Below are 19,182 nucleotides of genomic sequence, written 5' to 3' on the forward strand. Positions count from 1 at the left end.
CCATATCTCCCCGGTTACCCCCACACTCTTCCCCTCCCCGCCCCTCTTCCGATCGGGCCGGTCGCCGAGGCGTTGGCCGCCGGGACGGGGGCGCCCCCGTCCCGGCGGCCGGGCGGTCGCGACCGCTACTTCGACACCCTTCGTGCCGTGGCCCTCGTCCGGGTGGTCGCGTACCACACCTTCGGCTGGGCCTGGGCGGGGATGGTCTTCCCCTCGATGGGGATCATGTTCGGCCTGGCCGGCACGCTGATGGCGAAGTCCCTGGAGCGCCCCGCGCCCGAGGTGGTGAGGAGCCGGTTGCGCCGGCTCCTGCCGCCGTTCTGGTTCTGGGGCCTGTTCGTGGTGCTCGCGATGCTGATTCACGGCTGGATGCCGGGCTGGGAGATCGTCTACTGGATCGTGCCGCTGGGCGACCCGCCCGGCAACGCCGGGGGCACGCAGGCCTGGGAGATCCTCTGGTATTTGCGGACGTACCTCTGGTTCGTACTGCTCTCCCCGCTCCTGCTGAAGGTGTTCCGGCTCGCCCCGGTGCCGGTCCTGCTGGCCTCCCTCACCCCGGTCGTGGTCCTCCAGTTCGCCTGGACACCGCCGGACGGCCGCTTCGGCGGCGCCCTGTGGGACCTGGCGACGTACCTGTTCTGCTGGCTGCTCGGCTTCGCGCACCGCGGCGGCCTGCTCCAGCGGCTGCGGCCCGCCCTGGTCGTGCCGCCCGCGCTCGCCGCGCTCGGGCTCGGCGGCTGGTACGCCTTCTCGCACCGGGCCGGGTTCGGCACCTACGACCTGGACGAGATCCCGCTCGCGCAGGCCTTCTGGTCGGCGGGGTTCGTGGCGCTGCTGATGTACGGCAAGGCGCGCTTCGAGGTCGACTTCGCCGGCCTCGCCCGGTTCCGGCGGCTGGACCGGATCGTGACGGTGTTCAACGCCCGCGCGGTGACGATCTACCTGTGGCACGAGATCGCGCTGATCCTCGCGGTCCCGCTGATCGACCGGTTCTGGAACGTGCCCGCGTTCGAGAAGTGGCTGCCGCTGGAGAGCCAGTGGTTCATGTTCGGCGTCGGCTGGGTCCTGATCGCGGCCTTCGTGCTGATGTGCGGGTGGGTCGAGGACCTGGCGGCGAAGAAGAGGCCGAGGCTGCTGCCGTGAACAGGCCGAGGCTGCTGCCGTGACACCTCGCGGGTGGGCCGGGCGCGGGCGGGTCCGGCCCTTCCTGCCACAATGAGCCCGTGACCCGCGCATCCTTGGACAAGCAGCCGCACGAAGTCGCCTCGATGTTCGACAACGTGGCGGAACGGTACGACCTCACCAACGACGTGCTGTCCCTCGGCCAGGACCGCCGATGGCGCAAGGAGGTCGCGACGGCGGTGGACGCCCGTCCGGCGCAGAAGATCCTCGACCTGGCCGCCGGTACGGCGACGTCGTCGCTGCCCTTCGCCCGCACCGGCGCGTACGTCGTCCCCTGCGACTTCTCCCTCGGCATGCTCCAGGTCGGCAAGAAGCGCAACGCCTGGCTGCCCTTCACGGCGGGCGACGCGACGCGGCTGCCCTTCAAGGACGACACCTTCGACGCCGTCACGATCTCCTTCGGGCTGCGCAACGTGCAGGAGACCGACACCGCCCTGCGCGAGATGTACCGGGTGACGAAGCCCGGTGGCCGGGTCGTGATCTGCGAGTTCTCCCACCCGACCTGGGCGCCCTTCCGGACCGCCTACACCGAGTACCTGATGCGGGCCCTGCCGCCGGTCGCCCGCGCGGTGTCCTCCAACCCCGACGCCTACGTCTACCTCGCCGAGTCCATCCGAGCCTGGCCCGACCAGCCCGCGCTCGCCGAGCGTCTGCGCGGAGCCGGCTGGTCGAAGGTGGCATGGCGGAACCTGAGCGGCGGCATCGTCGCCCTGCACCGGGGCTTCAAGCAGGCCTGAGCGACCGGCCGGCCCGCCTCGGGTCTACCTGGTCACCTCGAAGGCGTCCCCGGGCTCGCCCAGCTCACGCTGGAGTCCTCCCCCGGACGGGTTCGGGATGCGTGGCTCGCGCACGCCGGCGCCTCCGCCGCCCTCTCCCTCGCCGAGGTCGAACCACACGGTGACGACGGCGCCGCGTGGCACCTCGACACCGGGCGGGGGGTACTGCCGTACGACGTAGTCGACGACGGTGCGGTGGAACTCGGGCCGGTCGGGCGCGGCCAGCAGCACGCCATGGGCCATGGCGGCCTCGCGTGCGTCCATGGCCATCAGACCGACGAGCTTGGGTACGAGCACTTCGGGCGTTTTGGGTGTTATTCGCACAGATGTCACCCCCAGCGGTACTGGAAGGGTAACCGCCCGGGGGTGAGGTCCGGAAGCGTCGGATGTCTTTCTGTAACCAACGACTACTGTGCGTTACTGCCTGCTTCTGTCGACGGCCCGATCGGACCCGCGCGGTTCACAGGTCGAGCCGGTAGCAGTGCCCCTCCTTGTTCGACGTGGGGGTCGTGAAGACCTCGGCGAGATTCATGCCCAGCCGCTGGGTGACCGCGATCGACCGGGCATTCTGGGCGAGGACCATCGCCACCACGCTCGGCACCCCCGCCGCCCGCACCCGCTCCAGCGTCATCCGCGCGGCCGCGGTCACGTACCCCTTGCCCCAGTACTCCCGCGCGAGCCGCCAGCCGATCTCGATCTCGCCCTTCGGACCCCACTCCTGCGGCCACGGCTGCGCGCCCGTGAAACCGATGGCCCGGTCGGACTCGTCCAGCATCGTCCAGAGACAGAAGCCCCGTTCGGCGTCGTGCCGGCGCTGGCGGGCGGTGAGTTCCTCGTAGACGTACAACTCCGCCGATCTGCCGCCGTGGAACTCCATGACGTCCGGGTCGTCGAAGATCCGGTGCCAGGCGACGGCGTCCTCGTCGGTGGGAACACGCAGGCGCACTACGGGCAGAGCTCGGTTCACTGGGCAGCCCTTCAGCCGGGTGATCAATTCTGCTGAATAGACTGCCCATGTCCAGTGCCGGTCGGCACGAGATTTCCAACCTTGGGGAGTTCCCGCCGTGACCGATCCCCTCTCCGACAACAGCGCCGATGTGATCGTCGTGGGCGCGGGGCCAGCCGGCTCCGCCACCGCCTACCACCTGGCCCAGGCCGGCCTCGACGTACTCCTGCTGGAGAAGACCGAGTTCCCACGCGAGAAGGTCTGCGGTGACGGACTCACCCCGCGGGCCGTCAAGCAGCTCGTCGCGATGGGCATCGACATCTCGGAGGAAGCCGGCTGGCTCCGCAACAAGGGGCTCAGGATCATCGGCGGAGGCGTCCGCCTCCAGCTCGACTGGCCGGATCTCGCCTCCTTCCCCGACTACGGACTCGTCCGCAAGCGCGACGACTTCGACGAACAGCTCGCCCGCCAGGCCCAGAAGGCGGGTGCGCGCCTCTACGAGCGCTGCAACGTCTCCGGCCCGGTCCTCGACGACCGCACCGGCCGAATCGTCGGCGTGACGGCCAAACTCGGCGAGGAGAAGCGGGAGGTCACCTTCCGCGCCCCGCTGGTCGTCGCCGCCGACGGCAACTCGACCCGGCTGTCCCTGGCGATGGGGCTGCACCGCCGCGAGGACCGGCCGATGGGCGTCGCGGTGCGCACGTACTTCACCTCGCCGCGCCACGAGGACGACTACCTGGAGTCCTGGCTGGAGCTGTGGGACCGCCGGGGCCCGGGCGAGGACCGCCTGCTGCCCGGCTACGGCTGGATCTTCGGCATGGGCGACGGTACGTCGAACGTCGGCCTGGGTGTCCTCAACACCTCGGACTCCTTCAAGGAGCTCGACTGGCGCGAGGTCCTCAAGGCCTGGTGCGCGTCCATGCCCGAGGACTGGGGATACACCCCGGACAACATGACCGGCCCGATCCGCGGCGCGGCCCTTCCCATGGCCTTCAACCGCCAGCCCCACTACACCAAGGGCCTGCTGCTCGTCGGCGACGCCGGCGGCCTGGTGAACCCCTTCAACGGCGAGGGCATCGCCTACGCCATGGAGTCCGGCGCGCTCGCCGCCGAGGTCATCGTCCAGGCCCACGCCCGCTCGACCCCGGCGCAGCGCGAGACGGCCCTGCACCACTACCCGCGCGTCCTCAAGGACACCTACGGCGGCTACTACACGCTGGGCCGGGGCTTCGTGAAGCTCATCGGCAACCCGAAGGTCATGAAGATCGCGGCCCAGCGGGGCCTGAGCCACCCGCTCCTGATGAAGTTCACCCTCAAGCTCCTCGCCAACCTCACGGACCCGACCGGCGGCGACGCGATGGACCGCATCATCAACGGTCTCAGCAAGGTGGCCCCGAAGGCCTGACCCCGGACCGGGGGCTCCGACGCCGACGCGGGAGCCCCCGGGTAGCGGGTATCCGATATCCGGTATCCGGATCCCCGTCCGGTCGGCATCCGGATCCTCGGTCCGGCAGGCTGGTAGGCCGACGTTCGGATTTTCGTCCGGCAGGTCGGCACGTCGGCAGGCCTGTGTCCGGAGCCCGTGTCCGGCGGGTCGGCGTCCGGATCCCCGTCCGTCGGTCTCCGGAGCCTTTGTCCGGTAGGCCGGTATCCGCGGCTTCTGTCCGGTCGGTAGCCCGAGCCCCTGCTCGGCCGGCCGGACATCCGGGGTCCCTGGTCCTTGCTCCGTCGGCGTCCGCGGCTCCGCTCGTCCTGGCGGCGCGGGAGCGGGACGCGGCCTGTCGCCCGCGAGGGGTGTCAACACATCACGCGATATGGACAATTCGGGCGCATGCGTCTTTGCCGGGAGGACTCGCTCCCGGATCCGGATGTGCCGGAAGGGCCGCTGCCCCCGAGCGGCTGCGGCCCTTCAGCCCGTACGGCTGTGCGCGTGCCTCAGAGCACCCGCACCGCGCCGGTCGGCGGGTCGTACGACAGCGGCTTCTCCACGACGCCCGTGGAGGAGTTCTGCGCGCCGACGAACATGCCGTCGCCGACGTACACCGCCACGTGGTAGGCGTTGCCCGCGCTGCCCCAGTAGAGGATGTCGCCCGGCTGGAGGTTGCTCAGCGAGACCTGGGTGCCGGCCACCGACTGGTCCTGGGAGACACGCGGCAGGTTGATGCCGACCTGCTTGAACGCGGCCTGCACCATGCCGGAGCAGTCCCACGAGTTGGGGCCGGTACCGCCGGTGACGTAGGCGTCGCCGATCTGGGCCTTCACGAACGCGATGACGGCCGCGGCCGAACCGGTCGCCGTCGACGAGCTGCTCGACGAGCTGCCCGTGGAGGCGTTCGCGGAGACGCTGAGCGTGGTCCGCTCGGCGTTGCGCGAGGCGCGCTCAGCGGCCGCCTTACGGGCGGTCTCGGCGGCCTTCTTCTTGGCCTGCGCCTTCAGCTTCGCCTCAGCGAGGTCCGCCTTGGCCTGCTTTGCGGCGTTTGCTGCGGCCGCGTCGCGTTCGGCCTGAAGTTCATAGTTCGCGGCGGTCTGCTGCGTGGCGTCCGCGGACTGGGCGACCTGGGCGGCCAGGTCGGCGGTCAGGGCGGGGAGTTCGATGGTCTGCGTGACCGGTTCGGCGGCGTTCGCGCCGGACGCCCCGGCGACGGCCAGGGTGCTGAGGACGCCACCGGCGACTCCGGCCCGCATCGCGATGGTCGACGCGTTGCGGCGGGGTTTCCGGTGGCTACGTATGTGAGCGGTGTGGGACATGGGTACAAGCGGTATCAGGGGCTCCTCCATACCTACAAGGAACGTGTGCTGCGCCACAATTGTTCAACGGGGGCCCTCAATACCGGTCGCGTCACTCCTTATTGACGCCGTAACGGACATTGCGGGCACACGTGATCAAGCCTGTGATCATGTGCTTTCACTGTTACGCCCGAATTGCCCCCGACTTACCATCGGTTGAGGCCATTGGCCAACACCCGTTCTCATGCGACTCTCATGAGTGTGGCGGAGGTCACGGAACGGTCACTCGGTCCGTCGCGTCCCGCGCGGGAGTCACCTCTCGTTCACCCCGGACCCACATCCGGGTGAGCTCGTGAACGCGCGCACGCGTCCACATCTCGCCGCGCACCTCCCCCTGATGTGTGAACGCGGACCTCTATCAAGAGTTCGTGCCCGGTGCCAATTTGCATGCACGGGAAGTCTCTTGATATGGAGACGACCCTCTTCACCTGCGACGACGAGCGGAAATGTCACCTCTGGTGACCAGTCGAACGCTTCACGTATGAAGATCACCGCTCATCCGACTTCATGATCCTTCGTCAGGTGGTGGAGATCACAAAGCTTGTGTAATACCCCGTGTCGCAGATCACAGACCGGCGGGCATAAGATGCGAGGCGGTTGGGCTTGTGACCTGCTTCACATGTTCGCGATCTTCGTCGGTACGACGGAGCCCGCGGGGCTGCCGGGGCGGGTGCCACGGGCCTGACGCAACCGCCACCAGTCAGTGCCGACTGAGAGGAGCGAGGAGCGGTGAACGCGTATGCGCCCATCCTCGTACTGGGAGCCCTCGGGGCAGGCTTTGCGATCTTCTCCGTGGTCATGGCCACGCTGATCGGTCCGAAGCGGTACAACCGCGCCAAGCTCGAGGCCTACGAGTGCGGCATCGAGCCGACCCCCACGCCGGCCGGCGGCGGGCGCTTCCCCATCAAGTACTACCTGACGGCGATGCTCTTCATCGTCTTCGACATCGAGATCGTCTTCCTCTACCCATGGGCCGTCACCTTCGACGCCCTGGGTGTGTTCGGGCTCGTGGAGATGCTGCTCTTCGTGCTCACCGTCTTCGTCGCCTACGCGTATGTGTGGCGGCGCGGCGGGCTGGAATGGGACTGAGGGGCCAAAGGACATGGGACTCGAAGAAAAGCTGCCGAGCGGCTTCCTGCTGACCACCGTCGAGCAGGCCGCGGGCTGGGTGCGCAAGGCGTCCGTCTTCCCCGCCACGTTCGGCCTGGCCTGCTGCGCCATCGAGATGATGACCACCGGTGCCGGCCGCTACGACCTGGCGCGCTTCGGCATGGAGGTCTTCCGGGGCTCTCCACGCCAGGCGGACCTGATGATCGTCGCCGGCCGGGTGAGCCAGAAGATGGCGCCGGTGCTGCGGCAGGTCTACGACCAGATGCCGAACCCCAAGTGGGTCATCTCCATGGGCGTCTGCGCCTCCTCCGGCGGCATGTTCAACAACTACGCGATCGTCCAGGGCGTCGACCACATCGTCCCCGTCGACATCTACCTGCCCGGCTGTCCGCCGCGGCCCGAGATGCTGATGGACGCGATCCTCAAGCTCCACCAGAAGATCCAGTCCTCCAAGCTCGGCGTCAACGCCGAGGAAGCGGCCCGGGAGGCGGAGGAAGCGGCGCTCAAGGCCCTGCCCACGATCGAGATGAAGGGGCTGCTGCGATGAGCGGCGCGAACGGCAACGGCGGCGCCGACGGGGTGAACCCCGAGAAGGACCTCGCCGCCGACAACCTCCCCGGCCAGCGCGGTGAGGGAGGTGAGGAGATCCGCGTCCAGCGCGGCATGTTCGGCGCCGACAACGGCGGCGACACCTCCGGCTACGGCGGCCTGGTCCGCTCGGTCCGGCTCCCGGGCCCGGCGAGCCGTCCCTACGGCGGCTGGTTCGACGAGGTCGCCGACGAGCTGGAGGGCGCGCTGGAGGAGCAGGGCCTCCTCGCCGCGAACGCGATCGGGAACACGATCGTCGACCGCGACGAACTCACCTTCCACATCGAACGCGAGCATCTGGTCCGCGTCGCCCGCACCCTGCGCGACGACCCGGCCCTGCGCTTCGAGCTGTGCACCGGCGTCAGCGGGGTGCACTACCCGAGCGACAAGGGCCGTGAGCTGCACGCCGTGTACCACCTGCGCTCGATCACCCACAACAGGCTGATCCGCCTCGAGGTCAGCGCGCCGGACGGCGACCCGCACATCCCGTCCCTGGTCTCCGTCTACCCGACGAACGACTGGCACGAGCGGGAGACCTACGACTTCTTCGGGATCGTCTTCGACGGTCACCCGGCCCTGACGCGGATCATGATGCCGGACGACTGGCCGGGCCACCCGCAGCGCAAGGACTACCCCCTCGGCGGCATCGCCGTCGAGTACAAGGGCGCCCAGATCCCGGCTCCGGACCAGCGGAGGTCGTACTCGTGAGCACGCAGCCAGCATCCGCCGAGTCCGCGGCCTCGGCGCGGGAGACCACCGAAGGGACCGTCTACACGGTCACCGGTGGCGACTGGGACGAGGTCGTCCAGTCCGCGGCCCGGGCCGACGACGAACGCATCGTCGTCAACATGGGTCCCCAGCACCCGTCCACCCATGGAGTGCTCCGTCTCATCCTGGAGATCGAGGGCGAGACGGTCACCGAGGCCCGCTGCGGCATCGGCTATCTGCACACCGGGATCGAGAAGAACCTCGAGTTCCGCACGTGGACGCAGGGCACCACCTTCGTCACGCGCATGGACTACCTGACGTCCTTCTTCAACGAGACCGCCTACTGCCTCGGCGTCGAGAAGCTCCTCGGCATCGAGGACCAGATCACCGAGCGAGCCAAGATCATCCGGGTGCTCCTGATGGAGCTGAACCGGATGTCCTCCCACCTGGTGTGCATCGCCACCGGCGGCATGGAGCTCGGCGCCACCACGATCATGATCTACGGATTCCGTGATCGTGAAATGATTCTCGACATCTACGAGCTCATCACGGGCCTGCGGATGAACCACGCGTACATCCGCCCCGGCGGACTCGCCCAGGACCTGCCGCCCGGCGCGGTGGACCAGATCCGCGAGTTCATGAAGAAGATGAGGAAGAACCTCCCGGAGTACGACAAGCTCGCCACCGGGAACCCCATCTTCAAGGCCCGCATGCAGGACGTCGGCTATCTCGACCTGGCCGGCTGCATGGCTCTCGGCGCCACCGGCCCGATCCTGCGCTCCACCGGCCTGCCGCACGACCTGCGCAAGACGCAGCCGTACTGCGACTACGAGACGTACGACTTCGAGGTCCCGACCGCGGACTCCTGCGACTCCTACGGCCGCTTCCTGATCCGGCTGGAGGAGATGCGCCAGTCGCTCGCCATCGTCGAGCAGTGTCTGGACCGGCTCCAGCCCGGCCCGGTCATGGTCACCGACAAGAAGATCGCCTGGCCCGCCCAGCTCGCCCTGGGGCCGGACGGTCTCGGTAACTCCCTCGACCACATCAAGAAGATCATGGGCACCTCCATGGAGGCCCTGATCCACCACTTCAAGCTCGTCACCGAGGGCTTCCGCGTGCCGCCGGGACAGGCGTACGTGGCGGTCGAGTCGCCCAAGGGCGAGCTCGGGGTGCACGCCGTGTCCGACGGAGGCACCCGTCCCTACCGGGTCCACTTCCGTGACCCGTCCTTCACCAACCTTCAGGCCATGGCGGCGATGTGCGAGGGCGGCCAGGTCGCCGACGTCATCGTCGCCGTCGCGTCCATCGACCCCGTGATGGGAGGCGTCGACCGGTGACCACCAGTTCTTCGGAGCGGGGCGTCAGTCTGGGCATGCCCGAACTGCCCGCGCCCGGCTACCCGGACGATGTCCGCGCCCGGCTCGAGGCCGACGCCCGCGAGATCATCGCGCGCTATCCGGACTCCAGGTCGGCCCTCCTGCCGTTGCTGCATCTCGTGCAGTCGGAGGAGGGACACGTCACCCGCACCGGCATGCGCTTCTGCGCGGACGTGCTGGATCTGACCACTGCCGAGGTCACCGCGGTCGCGACCTTCTACACGATGTACCGGCGCAGGCCGAGCGGTGACTACCAGGTGGGCGTCTGTACCAACACGCTGTGCGCGGTGATGGGCGGCGACGCGATCTTCGAGACGCTCCAGGAGCACCTGGGCGTCGGCAACGGCGAGACCACCGACGACGGCAAGGTCACCCTGGAGCACATCGAGTGCAACGCGGCCTGCGACTTCGCGCCGGTCGTGATGGTCAACTGGGAGTTCTTCGACAACCAGACCCCGGGCAGCGCCAAGCGCCTCGTGGACGACCTGCGCGCGGGACGGCCCGTCGAGCCCACGCGCGGGGCGCCGATGTGCACCTTCAAGGAGACCGCGCGGATCCTGGCCGGCTTCCCCGACGAGCGCGAAGGGGCCGTCGAGGCCGGCGGCAGTGCGGGACCCGCGTCGCTGGTGGGACTCCGCCTGGCCAGGGGAGAGGCCGCACCCGCGCGTGTGGTCCATCCGCGTGACGGCGGCCCGCACGACGAGCCGCAAGACGAGGCCGTGCACGAGCCCTCGCCCGGTGAGCACCTGAGCTCGCACGACGCGCCGCAGGACACGTCGGCCTCCGACCCCGCCCACCCGGCAGGGCCCGCCGCCGAGGAGGGGGAGTGATGACCTTGGCACCCGAGCTGAAAGACATGAGCCCCGAGAAGCTGCTCGCACCCGTGCTGTCGGCCTTCTGGGACGAGGAAAAGTCCTGGACGCTGGACGTCTATCGAAGGCACGAAGGGTACGAGGGGCTCCGCAAGGCGCTCGCCATGTCGCCGGACGAGCTGATCGCGTACGTCAAGGACTCCGGTCTGCGTGGGCGCGGCGGCGCGGGATTCCCGACCGGAATGAAATGGCAGTTCATTCCCCAGGGTGATGGAAAACCGCATTATCTAGTTGTCAACGCCGACGAGTCGGAGCCCGGAACCTGTAAGGACATCCCGCTCCTCTTCGCGAACCCGCACAGCCTCATCGAGGGCATTGTGATCGCGTGCTATGCCATCAGGTCTTCGCATGCCTTCATCTATCTGCGTGGTGAGGTCGTCCCAGTACTGCGGCGGTTGCACGAGGCCGTGCGCGAGGCCTACGCGGCCGGCTATCTGGGCGAGAACGTCCTGGGCAGCGGACTCGACCTCGAACTCACCGTGCACGCCGGGGCCGGCGCGTACATCTGCGGTGAGGAGACCGCGCTGCTCGACTCGCTCGAAGGCCGCCGTGGTCAACCGCGGCTGCGTCCCCCTTTCCCTGCGGTCGCGGGCCTCTACGCATGCCCGACTGTGGTGAATAACGTCGAGTCGATCGCGTCGGTTCCCGCCATCCTGCACCGGGGCAAGGAATGGTTCAGGTCGATGGGCAGCGAGAAGTCCCCGGGCTTCACGCTCTACTCGCTCAGCGGCCATGTCGCCAGCCCCGGCCAGTACGAGGCCCCGCTCGGCATCACGCTGCGCCAGCTCCTGGAGATGAGCGGCGGGATGCGCCCGGGGCACCGGCTGAAGTTCTGGACGCCCGGCGGCTCCTCGACGCCGATGTTCACCGACGAGCACCTCGACGTCCCTCTTGATTACGAAGGAGTGGGCGCCGCGGGTTCCATGCTCGGCACAAAAGCTCTCCAGTGCTTCGACGAGACGACCTGTGTCGTCCGCGCCGTCACGCGCTGGACCGAGTTCTACGCCCACGAGTCCTGCGGCAAGTGCACGCCGTGCCGCGAGGGCACGTACTGGCTGGTGCAACTGCTGCGGGACATCGAGGCCGGCAAGGGCGCCCTGTCCGACCTCGACAAGCTGAACGACATCGCCGACAACATCAACGGCAAGTCCTTCTGCGCCCTCGGCGACGGTGCCGCCTCGCCGATCTTCTCCTCGCTGAAGTACTTCCGCGAGGAGTACGAGCAGCACATCACGGGCCGCGGCTGCCCCTTCGACCCCGCCCGGTCGACGGCCTGGGCCGACCGTACGGAGGTGAACGCATGACCGTGACCACCAGCGCTCCCTCCGGAGGGGGGGAGGCGGCGGTCCCGCCGGAGGACCTCGTCTCGCTGACCATCGACGGCGCCGAGATCAGCGTGCCCAAGGGCACCCTGGTCATCCGGGCCGCCGAACAGCTCGGCATCGAGATCCCCCGCTTCTGCGACCACCCGCTCCTCGATCCGGTCGGCGCCTGCCGCCAGTGCATCGTCGAGGTCGAGGGCCAGCGCAAGCCGATGGCGTCCTGCACGATCACGTGCACCGACGGCATGGTGGTGAAGACCCAGCTCACCTCCCCGGCCGCCGAGAAGGCGCAGCACGGTGTGATGGAGCTGCTCCTCATCAACCACCCGCTGGACTGCCCCGTCTGCGACAAGGGCGGAGAGTGCCCCCTGCAGAACCAGGCGATGTCGCACGGCAACGCCGAGTCGCGCTTCGAGGGCCGGAAACGGACGTACGAGAAGCCCGTCCCGATCTCCACGCAGGTGCTGCTGGACCGTGAGCGGTGCGTGCTGTGCGCCCGCTGCACCCGCTTCTCCAACCAGGTCGCGGGCGACCCGATGATCGAGCTGCTCGAGCGGGGCGCGCTCCAGCAGGTCGGCACCGGAGAGGGCGACCCGTTCGAGTCGTACTTCTCCGGCAACACCATCCAGATCTGCCCGGTCGGCGCGCTGACCTCGGCGGCCTATCGCTTCCGCTCCCGCCCCTTCGACCTCGTCTCCTCGCACTCGGTGTGCGAGCACTGCTCGGGCGGCTGTGCCACGCGCACCGACCACCGGCGCGGCAAGGTCATGCGGCGCCTCGCGGCCCCCGACCCGGAGGTCAACGAGGAGTGGATCTGCGACAAGGGGCGGTTCGCGTTCCGGTACGCGCAGCAGCGCGACCGGATCGAGACGCCGCTGGTGCGCAACGCCGCCGGCACCCTGGAGCCCGCGTCCTGGCCGGAGGCCCTGGAAGCGGCGGCCCAGGGGCTGGCCGCGGCCCGCTCCCGGTCCGGTGTCCTCGTCGGCGGCCGCCTCACCACCGAGGACGCCTACGCGTACAGCAAGTTCGCGCGCGTGGCACTCGACACCAACGACATCGACTTCCGCGCGCGGGTGCACAGCAGCGAGGAGGCCGACTTCCTGGCCGCCCGGGTCGCCGGTCGCGGCCGTGACCTCGACGGCGCGGGCGTCACGTACACGTCGCTGGAGAACGCGCCGGCCGTCCTGCTGGTCGGCTTCGAGTCCGAGGAGGAGGCCCCCGGCGTCTTCCTGCGGCTGCGCAAGGCCTGGCGCAAGCACGGGCAGCGGGTGTTCTCGCTGGCGACGTACGCCACGCGCGGCCTGGAGAAGGCGGGCGGCACGCTGCTGCCGGCGGCTCCGGGTACCGAGACCGAGTGGCTGGACGCGCTCGCGAGCGGATTCGGTCTGGAGGACGGCGGCGCCAAGGCCGCCGAGGCACTGCGCGCCGAGGGCGCGGTGATCGCCGTCGGTGAGCGGCTGGCCGGTGTCGCCGGTGGGCTGACCGCCGCGGTACGGGCCGCCTTCGCGACCGGCGCGCAACTGGTCTGGATCCCGCGCAGGGCGGGGGAGCGGGGCGCGGTCGAGGCGGGTGCGCTGCCGACGCTGCTGCCGGGTGGGCGTCCGGCCACCGACCCGCGCGCGCGGGACGAGGTCGCGGCCGTCTGGGGCCTGGCCGAACTGCCGCACGGCTTCGGCCGCGACACCGGACAGATCGTCGAGGCCGCCGCGGGCGGCGCGCTCCAGGCGCTGGTGGTGGCCGGTGTCGAGGTCGCGGACCTGCCCGACCCGGCACGCGCGCGTGAGGCACTGGCCGCGGTGGGCTTCCTGGTGTCGCTGGAACTGCGGTCCAGCGAGGTCACCGAGCACGCGGACGTCGTCCTCCCGGTCGCCGCGGTCGCCGAGAAGGCGGGCAGCTTCCTCAACTGGGAGGGCAGGGTCCGCTTCTTCGAGGCCGCGCTCAAGCCCGACCAGATCACCCGACGACTGGCACCCACCGACGCGCGCGTGCTCCAGATGCTCGCCGACGCCATGGACGTCCACCTCGGGCTGCCGGACCTGCGTACCGCGCGCGCGGAGCTGGACCGGCTGGGCTCCTGGGACGGACCGCGGGCCGGCGATCCGCTCGGTATCGCGGGCGTGCTGCCGCGTCCGGCCGCCGGTGAGGCGGTCCTCGCCGGACACCGACTGCTGCTCGACCGGGGTCGCCTCCAGGAGGGTGACGAGGCGCTCGCCGGGACACGGCACGCGGCACGCGCGCGTGTGTCGGCCGCCACGGCCGCCGAGGCGGGCGTCAAGGACGGCGACGTCATGGCCGTCACCGGCCCGGCCGGGACCGTCGAACTCCCCCTGGAGGTAACCGAGATGCCGGACCGCGTGGTCTGGCTCCCGCTGAACTCCACCGGCGGCGGCGTCGCCTCCGACACCGGGTCGCTGCCCGGCGCCCTCGTCCGCATCGGTCCGGCGACGCCCGCCGAAGCCCCCAAGGAGGTGGAGGCATGAGGCCGTATCTCGCCGCTGAAGACCTCTCGATGTTCGGCCACGACCCCTGGTGGCTGGTCGTCGTCAAGGCGGTGTTCTGCTTCGCCTTCCTGATGGTGACCGTGCTCTTCTCCATCGTGTGGGAGCGCAAGGTCGTCGCCTGGATGCAGCTGCGCATCGGACCCAACCGGCACGGCCCCTGGGGCATGCTCCAGTCGCTCGCCGACGGCGTGAAACTGATGCTCAAGGAAGACCTGATCGTCAAGCGCGCGGACAAGGTGGTCTACGTCCTCGCGCCGATCGTGGCGGCCATCCCGGCCTTCATGGCGATCGCGGTGATCCCCTTCGGCCCGGCCGGCAACGAGATCTCGATCTTCGGCCAGCGCACCACGATGCAGCTCACCGACCTTCCGATCGCGATGCTCTACATCCTCGCGGTCGCCTCGGTCGGCATCTACGGCATCGTGCTGGCGGGCTGGAGCTCCGGATCCACCTACCCGCTCCTCGGCGGTCTGCGGTCCTGCGCGCAGATGATCTCGTACGAGATCGCGATGGGCGCCGCGTTCGCCTCGGTGTTCCTCTACTCGGGCTCGATGTCCACGTCGACGATCGTCGAGCAGCAGCACGACCGCTGGTACATCCTGCTGCTGCCGGTCTCCTTCGTGATCTACATCGTGACGATGGTGGGCGAGACCAACCGCGCACCCTTCGACATGCCGGAGTCCGAGGGCGACCTGGTCGGCGGCTTCAACACCGAGTACTCGTCGATCAAGTTCGCGCTGTTCATGCTCGCCGAGTACGTGAACATGGTGACGGTCTCGGCCGTGTCGACCACGCTCTTCCTGGGCGGCTGGCGGGCCCCGTGGCCCATCAGCACCTTCTGGGAGGGCGCGAACCACGGCTGGTGGCCGATGCTCTGGTTCGTGGTGAAGGTGCAGCTGCTGCTGTTCGGCTTCATCTGGCTGCGCGGCACGCTGCCCCGGGTCCGCTACGACCAGCTGATGAAGCTCGGCTGGAAGGTCCTCATCCCGGTCTCCCTGGCCTGGCTGATGCTCGTCGCCACCGTGCGGACCCTGAAGAACGAGAACTACGACTTCGCCGACATCGCCCTCTACGTCGGCGGCGGTGTCCTCGTCCTGCTGCTGCTGTCCTTCGTCGCCGACATCTTCCGCGACAAGGCCGGCAAGGCCGAGCAGCCCGCCGAACAACCGGTCGGCTTCGACCCGATGGCCGGCGGATTCCCCGTACCCCCGCTGCCGGGACAGGAGCTGCCGCCGGTGCCCCGGCGCCGCCCGCACCGTGAGCGGGAGTTGATTGTCAGTGGTGGGTCCGATACTGCGAGTGACGGATCGATCGGCGGATCTCGTGAGGGAAAGGAGGCGTCCGATGGCTGAGGAGCCCAAGGAGACCAAGCCCGGTTTCCAGAACCCCGTGGCCGGCTTCGGCGTGACCTTCAAGGCCATGTTCAAGAAGCGGCTGACCGAGCAGTACCCGGAACAGCAGAAGACCACCGCTCCGCGCTTCCACGGACGGCACCAGCTCAACCGCCATCCGGACGGCCTGGAGAAGTGCGTCGGCTGCGAGCTGTGCGCCTGGGCCTGCCCCGCCGACGCGATCTACGTCGAGGGCGCGGACAACACGGACGAGGAACGCTACTCGCCGGGCGAGCGGTACGGCCGCGTCTACCAGATCAACTACGCCCGCTGCATCCTGTGCGGCCTGTGCATCGAGGCGTGCCCCACACGCGCGTTGACGATGACCAACGAGTTCGAGCTGGCCGACTCCAGCCGCGCCAACCTGATCTACACCAAGGAGCAACTGCTCGCGGGTCTCGACCAGGACATGGTGGACACCCCGCACGCCATCTACCCGGGGATGGACGAGCAGGACTACTACCGGGGACTCGTCACCGAGGCCGCGCCCGGCACCGAGCGCCAGGTCGCCGTCTCCAAGGGCGAACAGCCCGGGGAGCAGGAGGTGGGGGCATGAGCGCGCAGCTCGCCGCCTACTCCACCTCCACCGGAGAGGCCTTCCAGTTCTGGGTCCTCGGCTCGGTCGCCGTGATCGGCGCCCTGTGCACCGTCTTCATGAAGAAGGCCGTGCACAGCGCGCTCTGCCTCGCCGGGACCATGATCATCCTGGCGGTGTTCTACCTCGCCAACGGCGCCTACTTCCTCGGCGTCGTGCAGATCGTCGTCTACACCGGCGCGATCATGATGCTGTTCCTGTTCGTGGTGATGCTCGTCGGCGTCACCGCGGCGGATTCGCTGAAGGAGACCATCAAGGGGCAGCGCTGGCTGGCCCTCCTCAGCGGTCTCGGCTTCGGCATCCTGCTCATGGCAGGCATCGGGAACGCCTCCCTGACCGAGTTCAACGGCCTGGGCCAGGCCAACGCGAACGGCAACGTGGAGGGGCTCGCCGCCCTCATCTTCACCAAGTACGTCTTCGCCTTCGAGATCACCGGCGCCCTGCTGATCACCGCGGCCGTCGGCGCGATGGTGCTCACCCACCGCGAGCGCACCGAGCGGGCGAAGACGCAGCGCGAACTGGCCGAACAGCGCGTGCGCGAGGGCAAGCACGTGCCGCCGCTGCCGGCGCCCGGTGTCTACGCCCGGCACAACGCCGTGGACATCGCGGGCCTGCTGCCCGACGGCACCCCGTCCGAGCTCACGGTCAGCAAGACGCTGCGGGACCGCGGCCAGATCCGTGACGTGTCCGCCGAGGCGCTCAACGACCTGCGGGCGCTGGAACAGCGCGCGCAGGAGCGCCTGGAGCGGACCGCGGTCGAGCCGACGACCTTCAAGCGGGCTGAGGAGGCGTCGAAGTGAACCCGGTCAACTACCTCTATCTCGCCGCTCTGTTGTTCACGATCGGCGCCACCGGCGTACTGATCCGGCGCAACGCCATCGTGGTCTTCATGTGCGTCGAGCTCATGCTGAACGCCTGCAACCTCGCGTTCGTCGTCTTCTCCCGGATGCACGGCAATCTCGACGGCCAGATCATCGCCTTCTTCACGATGGTCGTCGCCGCCGCGGAGGTCGTGGTGGGTCTCGCGATCATCGTGTCGCTGTTCCGTTCCCGCCACTCGGCCTCGGTCGACGACGCCAGCCTGATGAAGCTGTAAGGGGTCGGAAGAATCGTGGAGAACCTGATCGCGCTGCTCATCGCGGCGCCCCTGCTCGGAGCGGCCGTCCTGCTGGTCGGCGGCCGGCGGCTCGACGCCGTCGGCCACTGGATCGGCACGGCCCTCGCGGCCGTCTCCTTCGCGCTCGGTGTCGTCCTCTTCGCCGACCTGCTCGGCAAGGGTGCCGAGGACCGGACGCTGACCCAGCACCTGTTCAGCTGGATCCCGGTCGAGGGATTCCAGGCGGACGTCGCGTTCCGCCTCGACCAGCTGTCGATGACGTTCGTGCTGCTGATCACGGGCGTCGGCTCGCTGATCCACCTGTACTCGATCGGGTACATGGAGCACGACGAGCGCCGCCGCCGCTTCTTCGGCTATCTGAACCTGTTCCTCGCGGCGATGCTGCTGCTCGTCCTCGCCGACAACTACCTGCTGCTGTACGTCGGCTGGGAGGGCGTCGGTCTCGCCTCGTACCTCCTCATCGGCTTCTGGCAGCACAAGCCCAGCGCGGCGACCGCGGCGAAGAAGGCCTTCCTGGTCAACCGGGTCGGCGACATGGGCCTGTCGATCGCCATCATGCTGATGTTCACCACCTTCGGCACCTTCGCCTTCGGCCCGGTGCTCGGCACCCACGCCGAGCCCGGCCTGGTCGGCGGCGCGGGCGAGGGCAAGCTCACCGCCATCGCCCTGATGCTGCTGCTGGCCGCCTGCGGCAAGTCGGCCCAGGTCCCGCTGCAGTCCTGGCTCGGGGACGCGATGGAGGGCCCGACCCCGGTCTCGGCCCTCATCCACGCGGCGACGATGGTGACAGCGGGCGTCTACCTGATCGTCCGCTCGGCGGCGGTCTTCAACGGCGCCCCCGACGCACAGCTCGTCGTCACCGTCGTCGGCGCCGTCACGCTCCTGTTCGGTGCGATCGTCGGTTGTGCGAAGGACGACATCAAGAAGGCGCTGGCCGGCTCGACCATGTCGCAGATCGGCTACATGGTGCTCGCCGCGGGCCTCGGCCCCATCGGCTACGTCTTCGCGATCATGCACCTGGTGACCCACGGCTTCTTCAAGGCCGGGCTGTTCCTCGGCGCCGGTTCGGTCATGCACGGCATGAACGACGAGGTCGACATGAGGAAGTACGGCGGCCTCCGCAAGTACATGCCGGTCACCTTCGTGACCTTCGGTCTGGGCTACCTCGCCATCATCGGCTTCCCGGGTCTGTCCGGCTTCTTCTCCAAGGACAAGATCATCGAGGCGGCCTTCGCGAAGGGCGGCACCGAGGGCTGGATCCTCGGCGGCGCGGCCCTGCTCGGCGCGGCCATCACGGCGTACTACATGACGCGCGTGATGCTGATGACGTTCTTCGGCGAGAAGCGCTGGCAGCCGGACGCCGAAGGCCACGAGCCGCACCCGCACGAGTCGCCCAGGACCATGACGATCCCGATGATCGTGCTGGCCTTCGGTTCGGTCTTCGCGGGCGGTCTGTTCAGCGTCGGCGACCGCTTCCTGCACTGGCTGGAGCCCGTCACCGGGCACGCCGAGGGCGACTCGCCGCTCACCGCGACGACGGTCACCCTGGCCACGATGTTCGTGCTCGTCATCGGTGTCGCCGTCGCGTACGCCCAGTACGGCCGCCGCCCGGTCCCGGTCGTCGCCCCGCGAGGGTCGCTGCTCACCCGGGCCGCCCGCCGCGACCTGCTCCAGGACGACTTCAACCACGTCGTCCTGGTGCGCGGCGGGGAGCACCTGACGCGCTCCCTGGTGTACGTCGACCACACCCTGGTCGACGGCGTCGTCAACGGCACGGCGGCCTCGGTCGGCGGCCTCTCCGGACGGCTGCGCCGACTGCAGAACGGCTTCGCGCGGTCGTACGCGGTCTCGATGTTCGGCGGTGCGGCACTCCTCGTCGCCGCGACCCTGCTGATGAGGGCGGTCTGATAC

18 protein-coding genes are annotated in these 19,182 nt (G+C 69.2%); 15 read left to right on the forward strand and 3 right to left on the reverse strand.

The features are described 5' to 3' along the window. Nucleotides 1–51 precede the first annotated feature (51 nt). Nucleotides 52–1,143 (forward strand): acyltransferase family protein, encoded by a 1,092-nt coding sequence (locus tag ACWCQK_RS35770; protein ID WP_451162418.1) that lies wholly within the window; start codon nucleotides 52–54, stop codon nucleotides 1,141–1,143. 80 nt (nucleotides 1,144–1,223) lie between these two features. Continuing rightward, complete coding sequence (locus tag ACWCQK_RS35775; RefSeq protein WP_451162344.1) at nucleotides 1,224–1,919, forward strand: demethylmenaquinone methyltransferase; 696 nt, start codon at nucleotides 1,224–1,226, stop codon at nucleotides 1,917–1,919. A 24-nt stretch (nucleotides 1,920–1,943) separates the two neighbouring features. Here ACWCQK_RS35775 and ACWCQK_RS35780 read toward each other — a convergent pair whose 3' ends face one another. Further along, the gene (locus ACWCQK_RS35780) at nucleotides 1,944–2,255 is read right to left on the reverse strand and encodes a PASTA domain-containing protein (protein ID WP_451162346.1); all 312 of its coding nucleotides are present in this window, start codon (nucleotides 2,253–2,255) and stop codon (nucleotides 1,944–1,946) included. A 163-nt stretch (nucleotides 2,256–2,418) separates the two neighbouring features. Continuing rightward, a complete protein-coding gene (locus ACWCQK_RS35785) occupies nucleotides 2,419–2,925 on the reverse strand; it encodes a GNAT family N-acetyltransferase (RefSeq protein ID WP_451162348.1) in 507 nt (168 codons plus the stop codon). Between the two features lie 97 nt (nucleotides 2,926–3,022). Between ACWCQK_RS35785 and ACWCQK_RS35790 the strand changes: the two genes are divergently transcribed. Then, entirely contained in the window at nucleotides 3,023–4,309 is a 1,287-nt protein-coding gene (locus ACWCQK_RS35790; protein ID WP_451162350.1) for a geranylgeranyl reductase family protein, read from the forward strand. A 530-nt stretch (nucleotides 4,310–4,839) separates the two neighbouring features. Here the strand turns inward: ACWCQK_RS35790 and ACWCQK_RS35795 are convergent. Further along, nucleotides 4,840–5,652 carry a C40 family peptidase gene (locus ACWCQK_RS35795; RefSeq protein WP_451162352.1) on the reverse strand — a complete coding sequence of 271 codons (813 nt, stop codon included), beginning with the start codon at nucleotides 5,650–5,652 and terminating at the stop codon, nucleotides 4,840–4,842. A gap of 768 nt (nucleotides 5,653–6,420) precedes the next feature. Between ACWCQK_RS35795 and ACWCQK_RS35800 the strand changes: the two genes are divergently transcribed. From ACWCQK_RS35800 to nuoL, 12 genes are read left to right on the forward strand one after another with little or no spacing between them, the layout of a single operon-like run. Then, nucleotides 6,421–6,780 (forward strand): NADH-quinone oxidoreductase subunit A, encoded by a 360-nt coding sequence (locus tag ACWCQK_RS35800; protein WP_007383963.1) that lies wholly within the window; start codon nucleotides 6,421–6,423, stop codon nucleotides 6,778–6,780. A gap of 13 nt (nucleotides 6,781–6,793) precedes the next feature. After that, nucleotides 6,794–7,348, forward strand: a complete 555-nt coding sequence (locus ACWCQK_RS35805; protein ID WP_007383964.1) for a NuoB/complex I 20 kDa subunit family protein — start codon at nucleotides 6,794–6,796, stop codon at nucleotides 7,346–7,348. Next, complete coding sequence (locus ACWCQK_RS35810) at nucleotides 7,345–8,097, forward strand: NADH-quinone oxidoreductase subunit C (protein WP_451162354.1); 753 nt, start codon at nucleotides 7,345–7,347, stop codon at nucleotides 8,095–8,097. Before ACWCQK_RS35805 ends, ACWCQK_RS35810 begins: the two co-directional genes overlap by 4 nt. Continuing rightward, nucleotides 8,094–9,434, forward strand: a complete 1,341-nt coding sequence (locus tag ACWCQK_RS35815; protein WP_451162356.1) for an NADH-quinone oxidoreductase subunit D — start codon at nucleotides 8,094–8,096, stop codon at nucleotides 9,432–9,434. Before ACWCQK_RS35810 ends, ACWCQK_RS35815 begins: the two co-directional genes overlap by 4 nt. After that, nucleotides 9,431–10,303: an NADH-quinone oxidoreductase subunit NuoE gene (nuoE, locus tag ACWCQK_RS35820; protein ID WP_451162358.1), complete on the forward strand. Its 873-nt coding sequence runs from the start codon at nucleotides 9,431–9,433 to the stop codon at nucleotides 10,301–10,303. Before ACWCQK_RS35815 ends, nuoE begins: the two co-directional genes overlap by 4 nt. Further along, nucleotides 10,303–11,649, forward strand: a complete 1,347-nt coding sequence (gene nuoF, locus ACWCQK_RS35825; protein ID WP_451162360.1) for an NADH-quinone oxidoreductase subunit NuoF — start codon at nucleotides 10,303–10,305, stop codon at nucleotides 11,647–11,649. The genes nuoE and nuoF overlap by 1 nt, the downstream gene beginning before the upstream one ends. Next, nucleotides 11,646–14,147, forward strand: a complete 2,502-nt coding sequence (locus ACWCQK_RS35830) for an NADH-quinone oxidoreductase subunit G (RefSeq protein WP_451162362.1) — start codon at nucleotides 11,646–11,648, stop codon at nucleotides 14,145–14,147. The genes nuoF and ACWCQK_RS35830 overlap by 4 nt, the downstream gene beginning before the upstream one ends. Continuing rightward, nucleotides 14,144–15,520: an NADH-quinone oxidoreductase subunit NuoH gene (gene nuoH, locus ACWCQK_RS35835; protein WP_451162364.1), complete on the forward strand. Its 1,377-nt coding sequence runs from the start codon at nucleotides 14,144–14,146 to the stop codon at nucleotides 15,518–15,520. The genes ACWCQK_RS35830 and nuoH overlap by 4 nt, the downstream gene beginning before the upstream one ends. Further along, on the forward strand, nucleotides 15,513–16,115 hold the full coding sequence (gene nuoI / locus ACWCQK_RS35840; protein WP_451162366.1) for an NADH-quinone oxidoreductase subunit NuoI: 603 nt from the start codon (nucleotides 15,513–15,515) through the stop codon (nucleotides 16,113–16,115). Before nuoH ends, nuoI begins: the two co-directional genes overlap by 8 nt. After that, on the forward strand, nucleotides 16,112–16,954 hold the full coding sequence (locus tag ACWCQK_RS35845; RefSeq protein WP_451162368.1) for an NADH-quinone oxidoreductase subunit J: 843 nt from the start codon (nucleotides 16,112–16,114) through the stop codon (nucleotides 16,952–16,954). Before nuoI ends, ACWCQK_RS35845 begins: the two co-directional genes overlap by 4 nt. Then, complete coding sequence (gene nuoK / locus ACWCQK_RS35850) at nucleotides 16,951–17,250, forward strand: NADH-quinone oxidoreductase subunit NuoK (RefSeq protein ID WP_018568277.1); 300 nt, start codon at nucleotides 16,951–16,953, stop codon at nucleotides 17,248–17,250. The genes ACWCQK_RS35845 and nuoK overlap by 4 nt, the downstream gene beginning before the upstream one ends. Nucleotides 17,251–17,265: 15 nt before the next feature. Next, a complete protein-coding gene (gene nuoL / locus ACWCQK_RS35855) occupies nucleotides 17,266–19,179 on the forward strand; it encodes an NADH-quinone oxidoreductase subunit L (protein WP_451162370.1) in 1,914 nt (637 codons plus the stop codon). Nucleotides 19,180–19,182: the final 3 nt, after the last annotated feature.

This window comes from Streptomyces sp. NPDC002306 (assembly GCF_053593435.1).